The following is a 17,562-nucleotide window of genomic DNA, read 5'->3' as shown; positions in this document are numbered from 1 at the left end:
GGGGATCCAGTGCCTTCGCTTTTGGCGGCGTGGAGGACACTGGATTCCCGCCTTCGCGGGAATGACGATCTACTCGAGGCCCCTTAATGTCACGCTCCGGAATGACTAATGTCTAACCTTCTCAATATCGGTGCCTCAGGACTCAACGCCGCGCAAGTGGCGCTGTCGACCGTCGGCAACAACATCAGCAACGTCAATACGCCCGGCTACAGCCGGCAGACGGTGCTGCAGACCGAGAACATCTCGCCCTCCGGCGGCAACTACACCATCGGCAGCGGTGTGAACGTGCAGGCGGTGCAGCGCGCCTATAGCGACTTCCTCACCACTGCGTTGTGGAACAGCAATTCGGGCGTACAGCGCGCGACCACCTACAACAGCCTGGCGACGACGCTCAACAGCATGCTCAGCGCCAGCGGCAACCTGCAGAGCGCGCTGGACAGCTTCTACGGCGCCTTCAACACCGTGGCCAACACGCCGGGCGTGGCGTCGAGCCGTCAGTCGCTGCTGGGCAGCGCCAGCTCGATGGTCACTGTGTTCAATACGCTGGGCCAGCAGCTGCAGGCTCAGCAAGGACAGGTGAACAGCCAGATCGGCAGCACCGTCAACAGCATCAACAGCGTGACCAGCAGCATCGCCGACCTCAACGCCAAGATCCGCCAGGCCGGCAACAACCCGCCAAACGATCTGCTCGACCAGCGCGACAACATGGTGCAGACGCTGTCGGGCTACCTGGGCGTTTCCACTAATGCGCAGCCCGACGGCACCCTCAGCATCTACGCCACCAGTGGCCAGGCCCTGGTCAGCGGCGACAAGTCGTATGCCTTGTCCACCGGCAAGAACGCCTACGACGCATCGCGCACCGAAGTGCTCGACAGCACCGGCACCGTGATCAGCTCGAAGGTGAGCGGCGGCAAGCTCGGCGCGCTGCTTGATTACCGCAGCAACGTGCTCGACAACGTGCAGAACCAGCTTGGCCAGGCGGCCGTGGGTCTGGCCAGTAGCGTCAACCAGCAGCAGTCGAAGGGCCTGGACCTCAACGGCAAGCAGGGCGGGCCGATGTTCAGCGTGCCGTCGCCGGCGGTGCTTCCGAGCAGCGCCAATAAGGGCAGCGCCGGCGTAACCGCGAGCATCAGCGATGCTTCGCAACTCACCACCTCGGACTATCTGCTGAGCTACAACGGCTCCAGCTGGAGCCTGCAGACCACCAGCGGCCAGAACGTGGCGATGACGGCGAACGCCAACGGCACGTATTCTGCCGACGGAATGACGTTCAGCCTGTCCGGCACCGCACAGGCGGGCGACAGCTTCCAGATCCAGCCCACGCGCCAGGCGTCCACTGGCCTGGCGCTGACCATGACCGATCCCAACGGCATCGCCGCCGCTGCCGCGCTCACCTCGTCAGCGCCCGGCACCAACACCGGCACCGGCAGCATCGGCTCGGTGACCGTGCAGGATCCGACCAACGCCGCGTTGTTGAACAACGCCAAGCTGAGCTTCCCCACGACCGGCACCTATCAGGTGACCGATACGGCCGGCAATGTGCTTTCCAGCGGCGCTTATGCGCCGGGGCAAACCATCAGCGCGAACGGCTGGAGCGTGACGCCTTCGGGCACGCCGGCGGCAAACGATAGCTTCACCATCGGCATCAATAGCAACGGCCTCAACGACACCAGCAATGCACTGTCGTTGGCGGGTCTGTCCAACAAGGGTGTGGTCAACGGTGGCACGCAGTCGATCATCGGTGCGTACGGCACGCTTACCACCACCATCGGCACCGTAGGCAGCCAGGCGCAGACCACCCTCACTACGCAAACCGCGCTCTACAACCAGGCGATGTCAGCCCAGCAGAGCGTGGCTGGCGTGAACCTCGATGAAGAGGCGGCCAGCATGGTGCGTTACCAGCAGGCCTATCAGGCGTCTGCACAGATCATTTCCACGTCGCAGACGATCTTCAGCAGTCTGCTCTCCGCGATCCACGGGTAAAACACCATGCGTCTTTCCACCAGCTGGATGTATCAGCAGTCGCTCAGCACCATGCTGAACCAGCAGAGCGCGCTGGCCAGTTCACAGAATCAGGTGACTACCGGCTTGCGTATCAACGTGGCGTCGGATGACCCGGCGGGTGCGGGGCAGGTGGTGAGCCTCAATCACGTCATTGCGGCCAACACGCAGTACACGAGCAATATCAACAGCGCGACCACACGCCTCAATACCGAGGTGAGTACGCTGAGCTCGATGAACAGTGTGCTCGACACTGCGCGCACGTTGGCGCTGCAGGCCGTGAACGGCACGCTGTCCGACAGTGATCGTGCCAGCATCGCCAGCCAGCTCAGCCAGATTCGCGACCAGCTGGTGCAGCAGGCGAACACTACGGACAGCAACGGCAATGCACTGTTTGCCGGCACCAGCACTACCACCATGCCCTTCCAGGTGGGGCCGAACGGTGTGGTCAGCTATTTGGGCAACAACAACCAGCAGCATGCGGCGGTGGGTTCGGGGTTGCAGATTGCTACCAGCGATTCGGGTGGCAACCTGTTCATGAATATCCCTGCTGGTAATGGCTCCTTCACTGCGAGCGCCAGCAATGGGAATACGGGCACGCTGCTGGTCGGCAGCAACAGCGTGACCGATCTTTCCACCTGGAACAGCACCAAGGCGGCCAGTGGTGGTGGCTACACCATCACCTTCGGTAACAGTGGCGCCTGGGCAGCGACAGATGCCAAGGGCAATCCGGTGCTCGACGGCAGCGGCAACCCGGTGACGGGTACCTATCAGGATGGCGGCGCCATCAGCTTCAACGGCATGACCATCAACATGAGCGGCACGCCCGCCGCCGGCGATACGGTGTCGGTGAGCACTGGCGGTCAGCAGGACATGTTCAGCACGCTGAGCAACATGATCAACGCGCTGCAGAGCGGTGTGAGCAACACGCAGCTGACCAACACGATGAGCCGGCAGATCGAGTCGATCGACCGGACGCAGGCGGCCATCAGCTCCACCCAGGTTTCCATTGGCGGTCGACTGAACACGCTACAGCAGCAACAGGGTGCGTATCAGGATCTCAACGTGACCTATCAGTCGGCGCTGTCGGATGTGCAAAGCGTCGATGCCTATACCGCGATCAGCAACCTGTCGTTGCAACAGTCGGCGCTGCAGGCCTCGCAGCAGATCTTTGCGCAGGTGAAGTCGATGAGCTTGTTCAACTATTTGAAGTAAGTGGAGTCCCAAGGGCTTGTCATTCCCGCGGAGGCGGGAATCCAGTGCCTTCCTCGCCACGAGAGCAAAGTCGCTGGTTCCCCGCCTTCGCGGGGATGACGAACTTGCAAGGGTCCCGTAAGTGAATTAAGTGCCGCGCTTTGGACGCAAACTACGCGCGGCTTTGTGGCAAGGCGTCAAGACAAAGGAGGTCTGCGCTGTGGTGGTTTTTGTGTGAAGGCGAGGCGCGGCAGTGTCGGGTCAGGTGTGCAAAGCGCGCCCTAGCACGAATTGCAGCGAGTGGCTCAAGTAATCGAAACAAGCGCCGAAAAACTCTCTGAGGCGGATGGCATCCCACGAAGGACCTGACGCCGGCACGAACAACGCCAATCGAACCGGCCACCGGTTTACGCAGGAGCAATCCATGTCTCTCGTTATCAATACCAACATCTCGTCGCTGACCGCGCAGAACAACCTGACCAAGTCGCAGAGCGCCCTGTCCCAGGCAACGCAGCGTCTGTCCTCGGGTCTGAAGATCAACAGCGCGGCCGACAACGCCGCCGGCTTCGCGATCTCGCAGCGCTACACCACGCAGATCGGTGGCCTGAAGCAGGCTAGCGCCAACGCCAGCGACGCCATCAACCTGGCGCAGACCGCCGGTTCGGCCCTGGACCAGGTGACCGCCAACCTGCAGGCCGTCCGCGACCTGGCCGTGCAGTCGGCCAACGGCACCTACACCGCCAGCGACCGTGCGTCGATGGACCAGGAAGTGCAGCAGCGCCTGGCTGAAATCACCCGTATCGCCAACCAGACCACCTTCAACGGCAAGAACGTGTTGGACGGTTCGCTGAAGACCCAGTCGTTCCAGATCGGTTCGGACGTGGGCCAGACCATCAGCGTGAGCCTGGGCCAGAGCGTGAAGGCCCACGACATGGGCGCCATCGGCGAGCTGAACACCGGTGACCTCTCCGGCGCGTTCACCAACAAGACCGCTGGCGGCGCTGCGCAGACGCTCGACCTGAGCAAGATCAGCATCACCGACTCCGCTGGCACCGCTCACGCGCTGTCCGGTACGGCATCGAGCGTGCAGGACCTGGCTGACGCCGTGAACGCGGCTGGCATCACGGGCTTCAGCGCGGCGGTGGATGGCAATGGCGGCGTGAGCTTCTATTCCAGCGGCTCGTTCACGGTGACGGACACCGGTTCGATCAACGCTGCCTCCACGCTCGGCGGCCAGGCCACCCCGCAGACCAGCATCGCCGGTAACTCTTCGGCCAACGGTACTGCAGCGGCCAACAACGACGCCAAGGCTGTGGCCACCGGCGGTGGCCTGGATACCGGCAACGTGCTGAGCGTGGATCACGCCAACGCGCTGATCTCGCGCGTCGACGTGGCGCTGAAGTCGGTTGCCGACTTCGCTGCCCAGCTGGGTGCGGTGCAGAACCGCTTCCAGTCCACCATCTCCACGGTGGCAGCGCAGACGACCAACCTGCAGGCTTCGCAGTCGACCATCCAGGACGCGGACTTCGCAGCCGAGACGGCCAACCTGAGCAAGGCCAACGTGCTGCAGCAGGCAGGTATCTCGGTGCTGGCGCAGGCCAACTCCAACCCGCAGCAGGTGCTGAAGCTGTTGCAGTAACGGACGCAGGCCAGGACGCGACTCTCCCGGGTCGCGTCCGCAGGCGGCCGGTTTTACCGCCCGGCGGGTTGCCCTCGCAGCCCGCCGAGCGTTTCGGGAGCCGCCGGCAAAGCCTTTGCGTGCGAAGGTTTTGCCGGAGGCTCGACATCCTCCGCTTAAAGGCGGAATACGTTCGGGACAAGGAAAGACCACATCATGACGACGACCAGCGGTGCCACCTCGGGCAACAGCCTGAGTTCCATGCTCAACCAGCTTGGTTCGAGTACGAATACCGGTAGCGGTTCGTCTGGCACCTCCTCCACTGGCGGCACGTCGTCGAGCGGCAGCTCCGGCACGTCAGGCACCTCGAGCAATTCCGGCAGTTCGGACACCAGTTCCGGCAATGCCACCATCAGCTCGATCGGCCTCGGCTCGGGCCTGAATGTCAACGCGATCGTCACCGCGCTGGTGAATGCACGCAAAGCGGCCTCGCAGCAGCAGATCACCACGCGCACCACGCAGACCACCAATCTGCTGACCGGCCTTTCGTCACTCAATTCCGCGCTCAGCGGCATTCAGAGTGCGCTGGCCACGCTAAATGCGGTCGGCACGTTCAGCAGCTACAACGCCACGCTGACACCGATGGGGGGCAGTACCAGCATTGGCACGGCCAGCACGCTGGCCAGTGCGCGCCCTGGCAACTACACGTTATCGGTAAGTCAGCTGGCGACGGCGCAGAAGCGCGCCAGCAGCGCCGTTGCCTCGGGCGCCGCCGTGGGCAACGGCACGCTGGGCATTACGGTGGGTTCCAACACCATGAACGTGGCGGTGTCCGGCACCAACACGTTGTCGGATATCGCCAGCGCAATCAACGGCTCGTCGTCCAACCCGGGTGTGACCGCCACCATCGTCAATGGTGTGAACGGTCAGCAGCTGATGCTGAGCTCCAGCAAGACCGGTGTGGCCAACGGCTTTTCGGTGAGCGCCAATGCCACCAGCAGCGCCGGCCTCACGTCGCTCGCGACCACGCTCAATACGGCGGGCAGTAACGAAGCGCAGGATGCGAAGCTGACTATCGACGGCATCGCCGTGAGCAGTGCATCCAACACCGTGAGCGGCATGATGGACGGTGTCACGCTCAACCTCACCGGCACCGGCACCAACACGCTGACTGTGGCGCAGGACAACACCGCCGCCACCAACGCCATCCAGGGTTTCGTCACCGCCTACAACAGCTACGCCAGCACGGTTGCGCAGCTCGCCAGCTTCGATTCGAGCACCGGCAACGCTGGCGTGCTGCTGGGCGACACCACGCTGTCGTCGTTGCAACGGCAGATGGCGTCGGTGATGAGCAGTGCGGTCCCGGGCAGCAGCATTGGCACGCTGGCCAATCTTGGCATTACCCGCAACTCCGACGGCACGCTGAACCTGGATAACAAAAAGTTGGCTGCGGCGTTTCAGTCCAACAGCAACGACGTGAAGGCGCTCTTCACTGGCACCAATGGCTATGCCACGACGCTGAACACCGCGCTCAACTCCTATACCTCCGCGAACGGCATCATCTCCACGCGGATGAATAGCCTCAACAATACGTTGACGCAGCTCAGCCAGCAGCAGAAGGCGCTGGACAAGCGCATGGCGACGTACCAAAACCAGCTGCAGCAGCAGTACACCGCGCTGGACACCTTGATGTCATCGCTCAACAACACCAGTAGCTACCTGACGACGGCGCTGGCGCAGCTGAACAACTCCAACAATTCGAAGAACTAAGGTCATGACCTACGGCTACATGCGCAACGGAAGTGCGATGTATCAGGACACCAGCGCACGCGGCAGCGTCGAGGGTGCCGACCGCCATCAGCTGACCAACATGTTGTTCGACGGCCTGATCGATCGCATCAACCAGGCGCGTGGCGCCGTGCGTCGCGGTGATGTGCCGGCCAAAGGGCTGCACTTCGGCAAGGCCCAGGCCATTCTCGGTGAACTGCGCGGCAGTCTCGACCATGCCGCCGGTGGCGCGTTGGCTGTTCGGCTCGATGCGCTTTACGACTATGTGAGCCGTCGCTTGCTGCACGCCCAGCTCAACGACGACGAGCAGGCCATCGATGAAGCGGTGGATTTGCTTACGCCGGTGCGTGAAGCCTGGCGCCAGATTCGCGAGTCGTATCTGGCAGGGCAGGGCAGCGCGCCCGGCGCCGCCTGAGGCCATCCGCATGACCCATGAAACCCTGCTCGATATCAGCGCTCGCATGCTTTCGGCCGCTCGTGACAGCGAGTGGGATAGGGTCGCGACACTGGAAGCGGAGCGTGGCGCCTTGCTGGCCTCAGTCTCCATTACCGATCCTGCGTCACTGCCGGTTCTCAAGACGTTGCTGGCGCATACCGAAGAAGTGCGTCAATTGGCTGGCCAGCAGCGCGAACATCTGAATGAGGCGCTGGGCCAGCATCAGCATCGCCATCGCGCGCTGAGTGCCTATCTGCACGCCGGTCACGACTAAGCGCCGTTTCGCACCAACGCGCGCATAATCCTCACGCCCTTTCAGCGACTGCGCCACGCGCGGTCAGGAACGATCGAGGAATTCCATGCAAGACCCTAACTGGCTGGCCTTTTCTGAGCGCGTCGCCTATGACGATGGTCTTCACGTCAGCTGGGCGGCGTTGCCGCAACCGCTGAGTGATCTGCAGCGGGCGACGCTGCGCGAGCGCAATCTCAGTGTGCTGGGCACGCTGGCCGTATTCAGCGAGCGACGCAGCGAACCGGTCGATGACGAAAGCCCGATGGCCCAGGACTTGTTGCGCCTGGACAGCAAGCTCAACGTGATGATGGCCATGCTCGATCAATTGCTTCAGCGAGATACCCCGTTGCCACCGCGCTACGCATTGCAGTTCAACGCCGTGGGCGCCGTGCTGCCCTCGGTGATCTGGCCCGCAGGCGAGGCCAGCGGTTTGTTGCGGCTTCACTTCGACGGTTGCCTGGCTTTGCCACTGGAGCTTGCGGCACGATACGTGCTCGAGCGTGATGCAGATCACGTTTTCGTGACCTTCGAATCGCTCGATGATGCGACGTGTGACGCACTTGAGCGCCTCGTGTTCCGCCATCACCGACGCAAAGTGGCAGAAAAGCGCCAGACGATTTCGTAGAACTCTGGAACGGGTCCCGTCGACTATGTGACTCGCATCACGTTACGAGAGCCTGACGCGAAAGATCTTTGACGCAGGTCTCGCTTGGGTGTCGCTCAGGGTCACTTTCCTGTGGCGCCTCTTTCGCGGTTTTTCCCTTGTGGATTCAGTCACCTGTCAGCCGCCTTCACATAACCGTCGAAGGATCTCGCATACAGGTGACGCTCCCCGGCAGTCGACGCTGACAGGCAGTGTCGGAATTTCGTGCCGGGCTGGCCTTCTTCTTGCTGAACCTACGGAGCAGATGACGACGGACCGTCGTCGCACAGGCAGTGCAATCCAGGTTTACAGGGGTCAGCAATGAAGCAGCACGCACGAGAGACGCAGAAGGGCAAGTACGACGTACTGGTGATCGAGTCGGATCACCGCAGGGCCGAATCGATCATGTCGGCGCTCGAGTTTCTCGGGTATCACCCCCAGCACGGGGACGAAGGCGACACTGTGGACGAAATCACCCACGCATGGCGTGCCGTCTATGTAGGTAGCGTGCAGAACGATGCCGACGCCGAGCGTCAGTTTGCCCAGCTCGGCGCTGCGGCGGCGGACGCGAAGGTGCTGCTGGCTGCTGACTCCGAATGGATGTCACGACTGGGCAACGATGCCGGTCGTGTGGGCATCGTGGAGTTTCCGCTGCGCTACGAGCAGCTGGCTGAGAGTCTGCGCGGTCCGCAGGCGCCGTCCGGTGCGCGCCGTTCCGAGCTGCGCCTGGTCGGCAGTTCCGGGCCGATGGCGCGCGTGAATGCGCTGGTGCGCCAGGTGGCGCCGTTCGATTCCAGCGTGCTGGTGCTAGGCGAGTCGGGTACCGGCAAGGAAATGGTCGCGCGCAGCATTCATGAGTGTTCGTCGCGCCGCGACAAGCCGTTCGTCGCCATCAACTGCGGCGCGATCCCCGCCGAGTTACTGGAAAGCGAGCTGTTCGGCCACGAAAAGGGCGCGTTCACCGGCGCCATCAGTGCGCGCAAGGGCCGTTTCGAGATGGCCGAGGGTGGCACGCTGTTCCTCGACGAAATCGGCGACATGAGTCTGCCGATGCAGGTGAAGCTGCTGCGCGTGCTGCAGGAGCGAGTGTTTGAGCGCGTGGGCAGCAACCGCACGCAGCGTTGCGATGTGCGCATCATTGCCGCCACGCACCGCAACCTGGAGGCCGCGATTGCCGACGGCCAGTTCCGCGAAGATCTGTACTACCGCCTTAGCGTGTTCCCGCTTGAGATGCCCTCGCTGCGCGAGCATCTGGACGACCTGCCCGAGCTGGTGGCGGAGTTCAACCAGCGCCTGGCACGCCGCGGCCTGGGTGGTGTGCGTTTCAGTGCCGGTGCCTTGCATGCGCTGCACGGCTATACATGGCCGGGCAATGTGCGCGAGCTATACAACCTGGTCGAGCGCCTTTCCATTCTCTATCCGCACAGCGAAGTGCGGGTGAGCGATCTGCCGGAAAAATATCGCGGCCAGCTGGTGATCGAGGAAGTGCGCGGCGCGGCCTTGCTGACGCTGATGACCGGCCAAGCCAGTGTCATGAGCGAGCCGATGACCGTGGTGCCGACCGACTCGCTGGTGATGCTGCCGGAAGGTGGCCTGGATCTGAAGGACCACCTGGCCGACATCGAGGTGGGGTTGATCCGTCAAGCGCTTGACGTTACCGGTGGTGTGGTGGCGCATGCGGCGAAGCTGTTGCGCATGCAGCGCACGACGCTGGTGGAAAAGCTGCGCAAGTATGGATTGCAGCCGAGTTTGCAGGCGTAAGAGCACGACGGTTTCCCCACGCCGCCATTCAGACCCCTCACCGTCATTCTCGCCTCACCGTCAGCAAAACTCCTCACCGTCATTCCGGCGAAGGCCGGAATCCAGTGCCTTTCGCGCTTGGGCTGGGTAGCTCGCAAAGCGAAGAGCAAAGTCACTGGATTCCGGCCTTCGCCGGAATGACGGTGAGGGAACACAAGTCTTTTTGCGCCACCAAACCGATGGCACGCGTTGTGCTTCTACACATCAGAACATCGTCACGCGTTGGATTTCCGTCATGAGCCAGATCGAAGTCAGCAACCTGTTGTCGCAGATGCGACAGCTCTCCTCACAGGCAAAGTTTCCCGAGCAGTCGTTCACCGCGGCGACGCCGGTGAAAACCGATTTCTCCAATCTTTTGAAGCAATCCATCTCGTCGGTGGCCGATGCGCAGACCAACGCTGGCCAACTCGCTGCGGGTTTCGAGCGTGGCGATGCCGGTGCGGATCTCGGCCGCACTATGGTCGCCATCAACAAGGCCGATCTTTCGTTGAACACCCTGACCCAGGTGCGCAACAAGTTGGTCGATGCTTATAACAACGTCATGAATATGCCGGTTTGACCGGTGTTTTGATGAAACCCTCGCGTCCCCCGAGCACGAGCTTTTCCCATGGCCGATAACGCCCTCGCGACCACCGACGACAAGGCCGGTACTCGCCTGGACCTCAAGCAACTTGCGCGCACGCCAGCCACACGGCAGCTGTTGCTGTTGGTGGGCGTGGCCGCCGCGGTGGCGCTTGGCGTTGCCGTCGTGCTGTGGTCGCGTGGACCCAACTACGGCCTGCTGTATGCAGGCCTCGAACAAAAGGATGCGGCGGCGGTTACGCAAGCGCTGCAGGCATCCAATACGCCGTACACGCTGGGTCCGGACGGCAGCTCGATCATGGTGCCGGCTTCCGATCTGGCGGCCATTCGCCTCAAGCTGGCGTCACAGGGCTTGCCGCAAGGCAGCGTGGCGACCACCGCCGCCCCCGGCAGCGATTCGCCGTTCGGCATGAGCGATCTCGCCGAGCGCACGCGTTACCAGCAGATGCTGGAATCCGATCTTGGCAACACCATTGCGGGCTTGCAGTCGGTGCGTGCTGCCCGTGTGCACCTGGCGTTGCCGAAGCCGTCGGCATTCATTCGCGACAACAAGGAAGCGAGCGCGTCGGTGCTGGTGACGCTTTATCCCGGTCGCCAGCTCGATGCGAGCCAGGTGGCGGCGATCGTGCATCTGGTCGCGTCCAGTGTGCCCAACCTCGACCCCAAGCAGGTTTCTGTGGTGGATCAGCAGGGGCAACTGCTCACCACCACCGATCCTGGCAGCGCAAGCGCGATTGGCGATACGCGACTTCGCCTCGCTACGCGTATCGAGAACACCTACGCCCAACGCATCGAAGAGCTGCTGACCCCGCTGGTCGGTCCCGGCAAGGTGCGCGCGCAGGTCTATGCGGATCTCGACTTCAGCGAAACCGAAAAGGCGACCGAAACCTACGGTCACGAACATCCGGCGCTGCGCAGCGAACAGACCAGCAGCGAGCAGCGTACGGGAGCAGCCAGCGACGCCGGCGTGCCAGGTGCACTGAGCAACCAACCGCCGAATACCGTGGCGCAACCGACGGCGGCAAACCCGAACGCAGGCAAGGGTGCCAACGGCAAGGGCGCGACCACCGCCACGGCGCAATCCAATGGGCCGGGCGAGACCACCAGCAGCGCAACGCGCAACTACGAGCTGGATCGCACCGTGAGTCACGTGAGCGACCCGGCGGGCCGCCTCGCGCGCCTGACGGTGGCGGTGCTGGTGGACAACAAGGCAGTCGCGGGCGAGAAGGGCCCCAAGAGCGTGCCATTCACGCCGCAGGAACTGGAGCACCTCACCACGCTGGCGCGCAATGCCGTGGGCTACAACGAAGCGCGCGGCGACAGCGTCAGCGTGATCAATCAACCTTTCCATCAAGACCCCAACGGCGATGCGCAGCCGGCCTCCCAGCCGTTCTGGGAGCGCCCGGGCATGCTGGACCTGATCAAGCAAGGCGTGGGCATTCTGGTCGCGTTGCTGGTGGCGTTTGGCTTGTTGCGGCCGCTGCTGCGCGGGCTTGGCCGTGCACCCGCACCGGGTACCGGTCTTGCGGTAGCCACGCCGAATGGCGCGCCGATACCGACCGTTTCGGTGCGCGTGGATGACGAGGAAGAAGATGGGGACGAACTGGTTCGCCTCAGCGGCGCGTCGCAGCAGCTTGCCTATGAGCAACGCATCGGCATCGCGCGTCGCATGGTGAGCGAAAACCCCAAGCAGGTCGCACAGGTGGTTCGAAGCTGGGTGGGCGAGGATGGTGGCTGATTCTCTCCACGTGCCCGGCACGGGCGATCGCCTTCGGATTCTTACCAGAGGGCCGATAAGCCAAGGACATCTCGTGGGCCGAGTAGTGGCGCACGCACCGAATACGGCAACGCAGGTCAGCAGGCCCTAACATGAAAGCAGAAATGCAAATCGGCGGCGCGCAGCGCGCGGCCATCCTGCTGCTCACCCTGGGTGAGCAGGACGCTGCCGAGGTGCTCAAGCATCTCAGTGCGCGTGACGTGCAGGCCGTGGGCACCGCCATGGCCAGCCTCACCAATGTGTCGCGTGATCAGGTGGAGCTAGTGCTGGCCCGCCTCAATGAAGATATGGGCCGCCACACCTCGCTGGGTGTGGGCACCGAGGATTACATCCGCAAGATCCTGGTCAATGCGTTGGGCGAGAGCAAGGCGGGCGGTTTGATCGACCGTATCCTGCTCGGCCGCACCAGCAAGGGCCTGGAATCGCTCAAGTGGATGGAAAGTCGCGCGATCGCGGAGATGATCAGCCAGGAACATCCGCAGATCATCGCATTGGTGCTGGCCCACCTTGAGCCGGACCAGGCTGCCGAAGTCATTGGTTACTTGCCGCCGCGCACACGCAGCGACGCGGTGATGCGCATCGCCACGCTCGATGGCGTGCAGCCGCACGCGCTCAACGAGCTGGACGAGATCATGGAACGCCAGTTCTCGGGCAACACCAAGAAGCTCAAATCCGCAAGCGTGGGTGGCCTCAAGGCGGCCGCCAACATTCTCAACGCGATGGACACCAGTCGCGAGAATGAGCTGATGACGGCCATCCGCACCCATGATGCGGGCTTGGGTGGTCGCATCGAAGAACTCATGTTCGTGTTCGAGGATCTTGCCGAACTGGACGACCGCAGCATGCAGACCTTGCTGCGCGAAGTACCCACGGCGCGCCTCGTCACAGCACTCAAGGGCGCCGAGCCTGGCGTGCGCGAGAAGATCTTCGGCAATATGTCCAAGCGTGCAGCCGACATGTTGCGCGACGACCTGGAAGTATCCGGCCCCGTCCGCCTCAGCGAGGTCGATTCAGCACAGAAGGAAGTGCTGGCCATCGCGCGCAAGCTGGCCGACTCGGGGGCGATCAATCTCTCCGGCACTGGTGATGAGCTGGTGGCATGAGCGCCGTTCTTAACCGCGACAAGCTGCTGGCCTTCGAGCGCTGGGCACTGCCGGAAGTGGGCGAACCCGTGGCGCCGGAACCGCTGCCGGAACCTTCTGAGACGATCGCGCAGCCAACGGTGCGCGATCTCGAGGCTCTGGAACAACAGGCCCGCGACGAAGGTTATGCGGCCGGTCATGCCGAAGGCATGGCGGCGGCGCGCGACCTGATCAACGGGCGTGTATCCCGGCTGGATGAATTGCTGGAATCCACCGCCCGCCCGCTGCGCACGATGGATGAGCTGGTGGAACTCGAACTGGCGCGTCTGGCCATGACTGTGGCGCGCCAGGTCATCGCTCACGAATTGCGTGTTACGCCGGATCTGGTGGTGGAGGCCGTGCGTCAGGCGGCATTGGCACTGCCCTCGGCGACCGGCAGCCTGCGCGTACGCCTGCATCCGGACGACTTGGCGCTGCTGCGCACCCTTGGCGCGGCCGAATCACATTGGCAGCTGTTTCCCGATGCCACCTTGCGACATGGCGACTGTGTATTGGAAAGCGAGCGTTCGCGTCTCGACGCACGCGTGGAAACACGCCTTGCTGCCGTGGTCGATGCCGTGCTTGGCGACGAGGCGGAAAGCATGGATAACGAAGCGGACGAGGTGCGCGGGTGAACGCGCCTTCCAGCCATTCGCGCACCGCGCTGTGGCAGGAACGGCTGGCGCGTCGGCGCCAGCGCGCCACTAGCGTGCGCACGCTCACTGTGGAAGGCCGCCTGCGTCGCGTAGTCGGCCTCACCCTTGAAGCCGAAGGCTGCGAAGCGCCGTTGGGCGCTCGCTGCATGGTGAGCACCGCCGACGGCAACGAACTGGATACCGAAGTGGTCGGCTTTGCCGACGAGCGCCTGCTCTTGATGCCGGTGACGGAAATGCACGGCGTGCTGCCCAATGCACGTGTGCGGCCGTGCGCACATATCAGCGGCTTGCCGGTGGGTATGGCCTTGCTGGGCCGGGTAATCGGCGCCGACGGTGTGCCGCTCGACGGCATGGGGCCGCTCGACGTCGACGAACATGCACAGCTCAAGCGCGAACCGATCAACCCGATGGCGCGCAAGCCGATCGACACGCCGCTCGACACGGGTGTGCGTGCCATCAATGCGCTGCTCAGCGTCGGACGAGGTCAGCGCCTTGGCCTCTTCGCCGGTTCCGGCGTCGGCAAATCGACTTTGCTCGGCATGATGACCCGTTACACCGACGCCGACGTGGTGGTGGTCGGACTGATCGGCGAACGTGGCCGCGAAGTAAAAGAATTTGTGGAACACACCCTTGGTCCTGAGGGGCGTGCCCGCGCTGTGATCGTGGCCGCACCGGCCGACGCACCACCGCTCAAGCGCCTGCGCGGTGCGCAATACGCCACCGCCATTGCCGAGTGGTTTCGCGATCGCGGTCAACGCGTGCTGCTGCTGATGGACTCCATCACCCGCTATGCGCAGGCGCAGCGCGAGATCGCCCTGGCCATTGGCGAGCCGCCGGCCACCAAGGGCTATCCACCGTCGGTATTCGCCATGCTGCCGGCCCTGGTGGAGCGCGCCGGTAACGATGCCGAGGGCCGTGGTTCCATCACCGCGTTCTATACTGTGCTGACCGAAGGTGACGACTACCGCCACGATCCCATCGCGGATGCGTCGCGCGCCATTCTCGACGGCCACATCGTGCTGTCGCGCGACCTTGCTGAGGCCGGTCACTATCCCGCCATCGACATTGAAGCTTCGATCAGCCGCGTGATGCCCGCCGTGGTCACGCGCGATCACCTGCGCGCCGCGCAGCGTTTCCGACAGGTGTACTCGGCGTATCGCCAGCAGCGCGACCTGATTGCGGTGGGTGCCTACCAGAAGGGCTCCGACCCCCAGGTGGACCACGCCATCGCCATGTGGCCGCGACTGCGCGATTTCCTGCAGCAGGAAGTGGACGCGCCGACTGCGCTGGGTGATGCCATCGGTGCTCTCGAAGCGCTCACTAGTGGAGGCGCGCCGTGACGTCCCGTGCCAACCGTTTGCAACCGGCGGTCGACCTGGCGCACGAGCGTCAGGAATCCGCCATGCAGCGGCTCGCTGAACAACAACAGCGACTCGCCAAGGCCGAGCAGCAGCTGACCGAGCTGCGCCGCTATCGAGACGAGTATGCGGACACGCAGGGCGGGGTGAGCGTGAGCGTGCTGCTCAACCGTCGCCAGTTCGTCGAACGCATCGATCAGGTGATTGCTCAGCAGATCAACGAAGTGACGCGACAGCAGCGTCAACTCGAACACGTGCGTGGCCAGTGGCGAGACGCCCATGCGCGCGAGCAGGCGCTAGGTAGCGTGATCGACCGCTACCGCGAACAGGAACGCAAGAGCGAAGAACGCCGCGAGCAGGCGGAAATCGACGAACGCATGCAATACCGGCGGCCCATGCGAGGCCTTTCGTGACGATGCCAACGAATGACGTAAGCCAGGAGATCAACCCATGAGTGCTCCCGTTGCATTGCCTGTGAACGCCGCGCCCGCGAGTGCGCAGGCTAGTAACCAGGGCACAAATGGCGCCGCCACCGGCCCGCGCGCCGACTTCAAACAGCCGTGGCAGCAGGCCCGCCAACAGCTCGCCCAGCAGTCGACGCCCAAGGCGTCCGCACCGTCCACCACTGCGCAGCCCGGCAGCCAAGGCAGTGCGCAAGCCACGGACAGTGGGAAGGGTGGCAACGATAAGCCGGCACAGGCCGAAGCCGCCGGCGCCGCTGCGGCAGCCATGCTCACCTTGCTGGGGCAGAGCGTACCCGCGACTGCTGCGCCATCAGATGTACCCGCAGCTGCGCAAGGTGACACGGCAGATGCATCCTCCGCGGCCATTAGCGCGACGACCATGGCGGCTACCGCTACGGCTCTGCCAACGGTGTCCGCCACGCCTATCGCATCGGCCGATGTTGCCTCGCTGACGGGCGCGCAGAATGGCGCACAGGCGTCGCTGTCGTCTGCAAAAGATTTCTCCAAGACCTTCGACGGCCTCAAGGACAAGACGCTTTCGTTGTCGTCGCAGGGTGATGACGATAGCGATGCCGTCGATGCCGCGACCACGCCGGGCACGCACGCTACGTTCACCGACGCCTCTGCGAAGGATGCGGTGCAGGCGCTGACCGACTCAAACCGGAACGACCGCAGCGACCCGCTCGATGCGCTGCAATCTGTCGCGGCGCCTGTTGTACAACCACCGACTACTGGCATCGCTCAGGCGACGCCGGCGCCTCACGTGCTGACCATGCAATCCACCGTTGGTACGCCGGCGTTCGGACAGGAGCTGGGGCAGCAGGTGGCGTGGTTGGGTGGACAGGACATCAAGGAAGCGCGCGTCCGCCTGCACCCTGAAGACTTGGGCGAACTCAACGTCAAGGTGAGCGTGAAGCAGGATCACGTGGACGTAAGTTTCATCGCGCAACATCCGCAGGCGGTGCATGCCGTGCAGCAGACCCTGAGCCAGCTGGATTCGATGTTGGCTCACCATGGGCTTTCGTTGGGGCAGGCGCAGGTGGGGCAGGGGCATGGTGGTGATGGGTCTGCGCAAGCTGGCGCTTCCGGTGCTTCTTCTCAGGGTGAGGGTGGATTGGAGGAAGGTGTCGGTGAGGTGGTGTCTGCTATCGCGCCGGTGGTGAAGGCGGTGGGGTTGGTGGATATGTTTGCGTAATGGGGTGAGGCCGCGATGTTTTGGGCTTGCCTGATGCACCACGCTCTTTGCTCCCTCTCCCATCCGGGGCGCGCGGGGAGCGGCCGTGGATGGCCGCGGCTTTGAGGAGTGAGGAGAGGGTTGTGGCATTGCCGCCTTTACGGTGGTGAGGGGTCAATCTAGCCTCACGGTTTCATTTGTGCCGTCATCCCCGCGAAGGCGGGAAGCGCTTTACAACAGCGAAGCTGGCCATCTTGTGACTTTGCTCTTTCGCTCTGATGTGAGGCTTCCGCGACCTGGCTCGCCTGCAGCGGGCTTCCGCTGTCCTGCCGGCCAGCGGGTCACTTTTCTCTGAGTGGCCAGAGAAAAGTAACCAAAAGTGAGGCCACCCCGATGGCGCGCCCTTCGGGTTCGCGGACGGGTTCCGGGGTTTTTCGACAGGACATCCCTGTCCTGTCGAAAAACTGGCCGGCATCCATGCCGGCCACCCTTCGGGCTATTCCTCCACCCGCCCGCCGCGCCATAGGGGCCCGCAAGTCCAAAGCGAAAAGCCAAAAGCCAAAAGCCAAAAGCCAAAAGCGAAAAGCGAAAAGCGAAAAGCGAAAAGCGAAAAGCGAAAAGCGAAAAGCGAAAAGCGAAAAGCGAAAAGCGAAAAGCG

16 protein-coding genes are annotated in these 17,562 nt (G+C 63.4%); 15 read left to right on the top strand and 1 reads right to left on the bottom strand.

What is annotated here, in order from left to right; all coding sequences use genetic code 11:
• The first annotated feature begins 108 nt into the window (after nt 1-108).
• The 15 genes from flgK to AC0GUR_RS15085 all read left to right on the top strand — a co-directional run bounded on the left by flgK (nt 109) and on the right by AC0GUR_RS15085 (nt 16,925).
• Nucleotides 109-1,983 carry a flagellar hook-associated protein FlgK gene (gene flgK, locus AC0GUR_RS15155; protein WP_472878333.1) on the top strand — a complete coding sequence of 625 codons (1,875 nt, stop codon included), beginning with the start codon at nt 109-111 and terminating at the stop codon, nt 1,981-1,983.
• Nucleotides 1,984-1,989: 6 nt separating this feature from the next.
• The gene (flgL, locus tag AC0GUR_RS15150; protein WP_472878332.1) at nt 1,990-3,216 is read left to right on the top strand and encodes a flagellar hook-associated protein FlgL; all 1,227 of its coding nucleotides are present in this window, start codon (nt 1,990-1,992) and stop codon (nt 3,214-3,216) included.
• A 403-nt stretch (nt 3,217-3,619) separates the two neighbouring features.
• A complete protein-coding gene (locus AC0GUR_RS15145; RefSeq protein ID WP_472878331.1) occupies nt 3,620-4,834 on the top strand; it encodes a flagellin N-terminal helical domain-containing protein in 1,215 nt (404 codons plus the stop codon).
• 195 nt (nt 4,835-5,029) lie between these two features.
• Nucleotides 5,030-6,583 carry a flagellar filament capping protein FliD gene (fliD, locus tag AC0GUR_RS15140; protein ID WP_472878330.1) on the top strand — a complete coding sequence of 518 codons (1,554 nt, stop codon included), beginning with the start codon at nt 5,030-5,032 and terminating at the stop codon, nt 6,581-6,583.
• Nucleotides 6,584-6,587: 4 nt separating this feature from the next.
• Nucleotides 6,588-7,016, top strand: a complete 429-nt coding sequence (gene fliS, locus AC0GUR_RS15135) for a flagellar export chaperone FliS (protein ID WP_472878329.1) — start codon at nt 6,588-6,590, stop codon at nt 7,014-7,016.
• A 10-nt stretch (nt 7,017-7,026) separates the two neighbouring features.
• Nucleotides 7,027-7,311, top strand: coding sequence for a flagellar protein FliT (locus AC0GUR_RS15130; protein ID WP_472878328.1), 285 nt, complete (start codon nt 7,027-7,029; stop codon nt 7,309-7,311).
• Nucleotides 7,312-7,396: 85 nt separating this feature from the next.
• Nucleotides 7,397-7,954 (top strand): PilZ domain-containing protein, encoded by a 558-nt coding sequence (locus AC0GUR_RS15125; RefSeq protein ID WP_472878327.1) that lies wholly within the window; start codon nt 7,397-7,399, stop codon nt 7,952-7,954.
• A 339-nt stretch (nt 7,955-8,293) separates the two neighbouring features.
• The gene (locus AC0GUR_RS15120) at nt 8,294-9,733 is read left to right on the top strand and encodes a sigma-54 dependent transcriptional regulator (RefSeq protein WP_472878326.1); all 1,440 of its coding nucleotides are present in this window, start codon (nt 8,294-8,296) and stop codon (nt 9,731-9,733) included.
• Nucleotides 9,734-10,007: 274 nt separating this feature from the next.
• Nucleotides 10,008-10,331 carry a flagellar hook-basal body complex protein FliE gene (fliE, locus tag AC0GUR_RS15115; RefSeq protein ID WP_472878325.1) on the top strand — a complete coding sequence of 108 codons (324 nt, stop codon included), beginning with the start codon at nt 10,008-10,010 and terminating at the stop codon, nt 10,329-10,331.
• Between the two features lie 48 nt (nt 10,332-10,379).
• On the top strand, nt 10,380-12,092 hold the full coding sequence (gene fliF / locus AC0GUR_RS15110) for a flagellar basal-body MS-ring/collar protein FliF (RefSeq protein WP_472878324.1): 1,713 nt from the start codon (nt 10,380-10,382) through the stop codon (nt 12,090-12,092).
• Nucleotides 12,093-12,241: 149 nt separating this feature from the next.
• Nucleotides 12,242-13,234 (top strand): flagellar motor switch protein FliG, encoded by a 993-nt coding sequence (fliG, locus tag AC0GUR_RS15105; RefSeq protein WP_472878533.1) that lies wholly within the window; start codon nt 12,242-12,244, stop codon nt 13,232-13,234.
• Complete coding sequence (locus AC0GUR_RS15100) at nt 13,231-13,887, top strand: flagellar assembly protein FliH (protein WP_472878323.1); 657 nt, start codon at nt 13,231-13,233, stop codon at nt 13,885-13,887. The genes fliG and AC0GUR_RS15100 overlap by 4 nt, the downstream gene beginning before the upstream one ends.
• The gene (gene fliI, locus AC0GUR_RS15095; RefSeq protein WP_472878322.1) at nt 13,884-15,248 is read left to right on the top strand and encodes a flagellar protein export ATPase FliI; all 1,365 of its coding nucleotides are present in this window, start codon (nt 13,884-13,886) and stop codon (nt 15,246-15,248) included. Before AC0GUR_RS15100 ends, fliI begins: the two co-directional genes overlap by 4 nt.
• Nucleotides 15,245-15,679, top strand: a complete 435-nt coding sequence (gene fliJ, locus AC0GUR_RS15090) for a flagellar export protein FliJ (protein ID WP_472878321.1) — start codon at nt 15,245-15,247, stop codon at nt 15,677-15,679. The genes fliI and fliJ overlap by 4 nt, the downstream gene beginning before the upstream one ends.
• Before the next feature lie 37 nt (nt 15,680-15,716).
• Nucleotides 15,717-16,925 carry a flagellar hook-length control protein FliK gene (locus tag AC0GUR_RS15085; RefSeq protein ID WP_472878320.1) on the top strand — a complete coding sequence of 403 codons (1,209 nt, stop codon included), beginning with the start codon at nt 15,717-15,719 and terminating at the stop codon, nt 16,923-16,925.
• A gap of 320 nt (nt 16,926-17,245) precedes the next feature.
• Here the strand turns inward: AC0GUR_RS15085 and AC0GUR_RS15080 are convergent.
• A partial coding sequence (locus AC0GUR_RS15080) for a hypothetical protein (protein WP_472878319.1) occupies nt 17,246-17,562 on the bottom strand: 317 nt, incomplete at its 5' end.

This window comes from Dyella sp. PARNA 12/25 (assembly GCF_055702865.1).
Note: the sequence above shows the minus strand (reverse complement) of the source record. Positions and strands in the feature narration are given on the sequence as shown.

What these genes read in the sequence shown, in the direction of transcription:
- fliS (WP_472878329.1), top strand. Translation starts at nt 6,588, where the DNA reads ATGACCTACGGCTACATGCGCAACGGAAGTGCGATGTATCAGGACACC.
- AC0GUR_RS15130 (WP_472878328.1), top strand. Translation starts at nt 7,027, where the DNA reads ATGACCCATGAAACCCTGCTCGATATCAGCGCTCGCATGCTTTCGGCC.
- fliF (WP_472878324.1), top strand. Translation starts at nt 10,380, where the DNA reads ATGGCCGATAACGCCCTCGCGACCACCGACGACAAGGCCGGTACTCGC.
- flgL (WP_472878332.1), top strand. Translation starts at nt 1,990, where the DNA reads ATGCGTCTTTCCACCAGCTGGATGTATCAGCAGTCGCTCAGCACCATG.
- fliD (WP_472878330.1), top strand. Translation starts at nt 5,030, where the DNA reads ATGACGACGACCAGCGGTGCCACCTCGGGCAACAGCCTGAGTTCCATG.
- flgK (WP_472878333.1), top strand. Translation starts at nt 109, where the DNA reads ATGTCTAACCTTCTCAATATCGGTGCCTCAGGACTCAACGCCGCGCAA.
- AC0GUR_RS15120 (WP_472878326.1), top strand. Translation starts at nt 8,294, where the DNA reads ATGAAGCAGCACGCACGAGAGACGCAGAAGGGCAAGTACGACGTACTG.
- AC0GUR_RS15125 (WP_472878327.1), top strand. Translation starts at nt 7,397, where the DNA reads ATGCAAGACCCTAACTGGCTGGCCTTTTCTGAGCGCGTCGCCTATGAC.
- fliE (WP_472878325.1), top strand. Translation starts at nt 10,008, where the DNA reads ATGAGCCAGATCGAAGTCAGCAACCTGTTGTCGCAGATGCGACAGCTC.
- AC0GUR_RS15085 (WP_472878320.1), top strand. Translation starts at nt 15,717, where the DNA reads ATGAGTGCTCCCGTTGCATTGCCTGTGAACGCCGCGCCCGCGAGTGCG.
- AC0GUR_RS15100 (WP_472878323.1), top strand. Translation starts at nt 13,231, where the DNA reads ATGAGCGCCGTTCTTAACCGCGACAAGCTGCTGGCCTTCGAGCGCTGG.
- AC0GUR_RS15145 (WP_472878331.1), top strand. Translation starts at nt 3,620, where the DNA reads ATGTCTCTCGTTATCAATACCAACATCTCGTCGCTGACCGCGCAGAAC.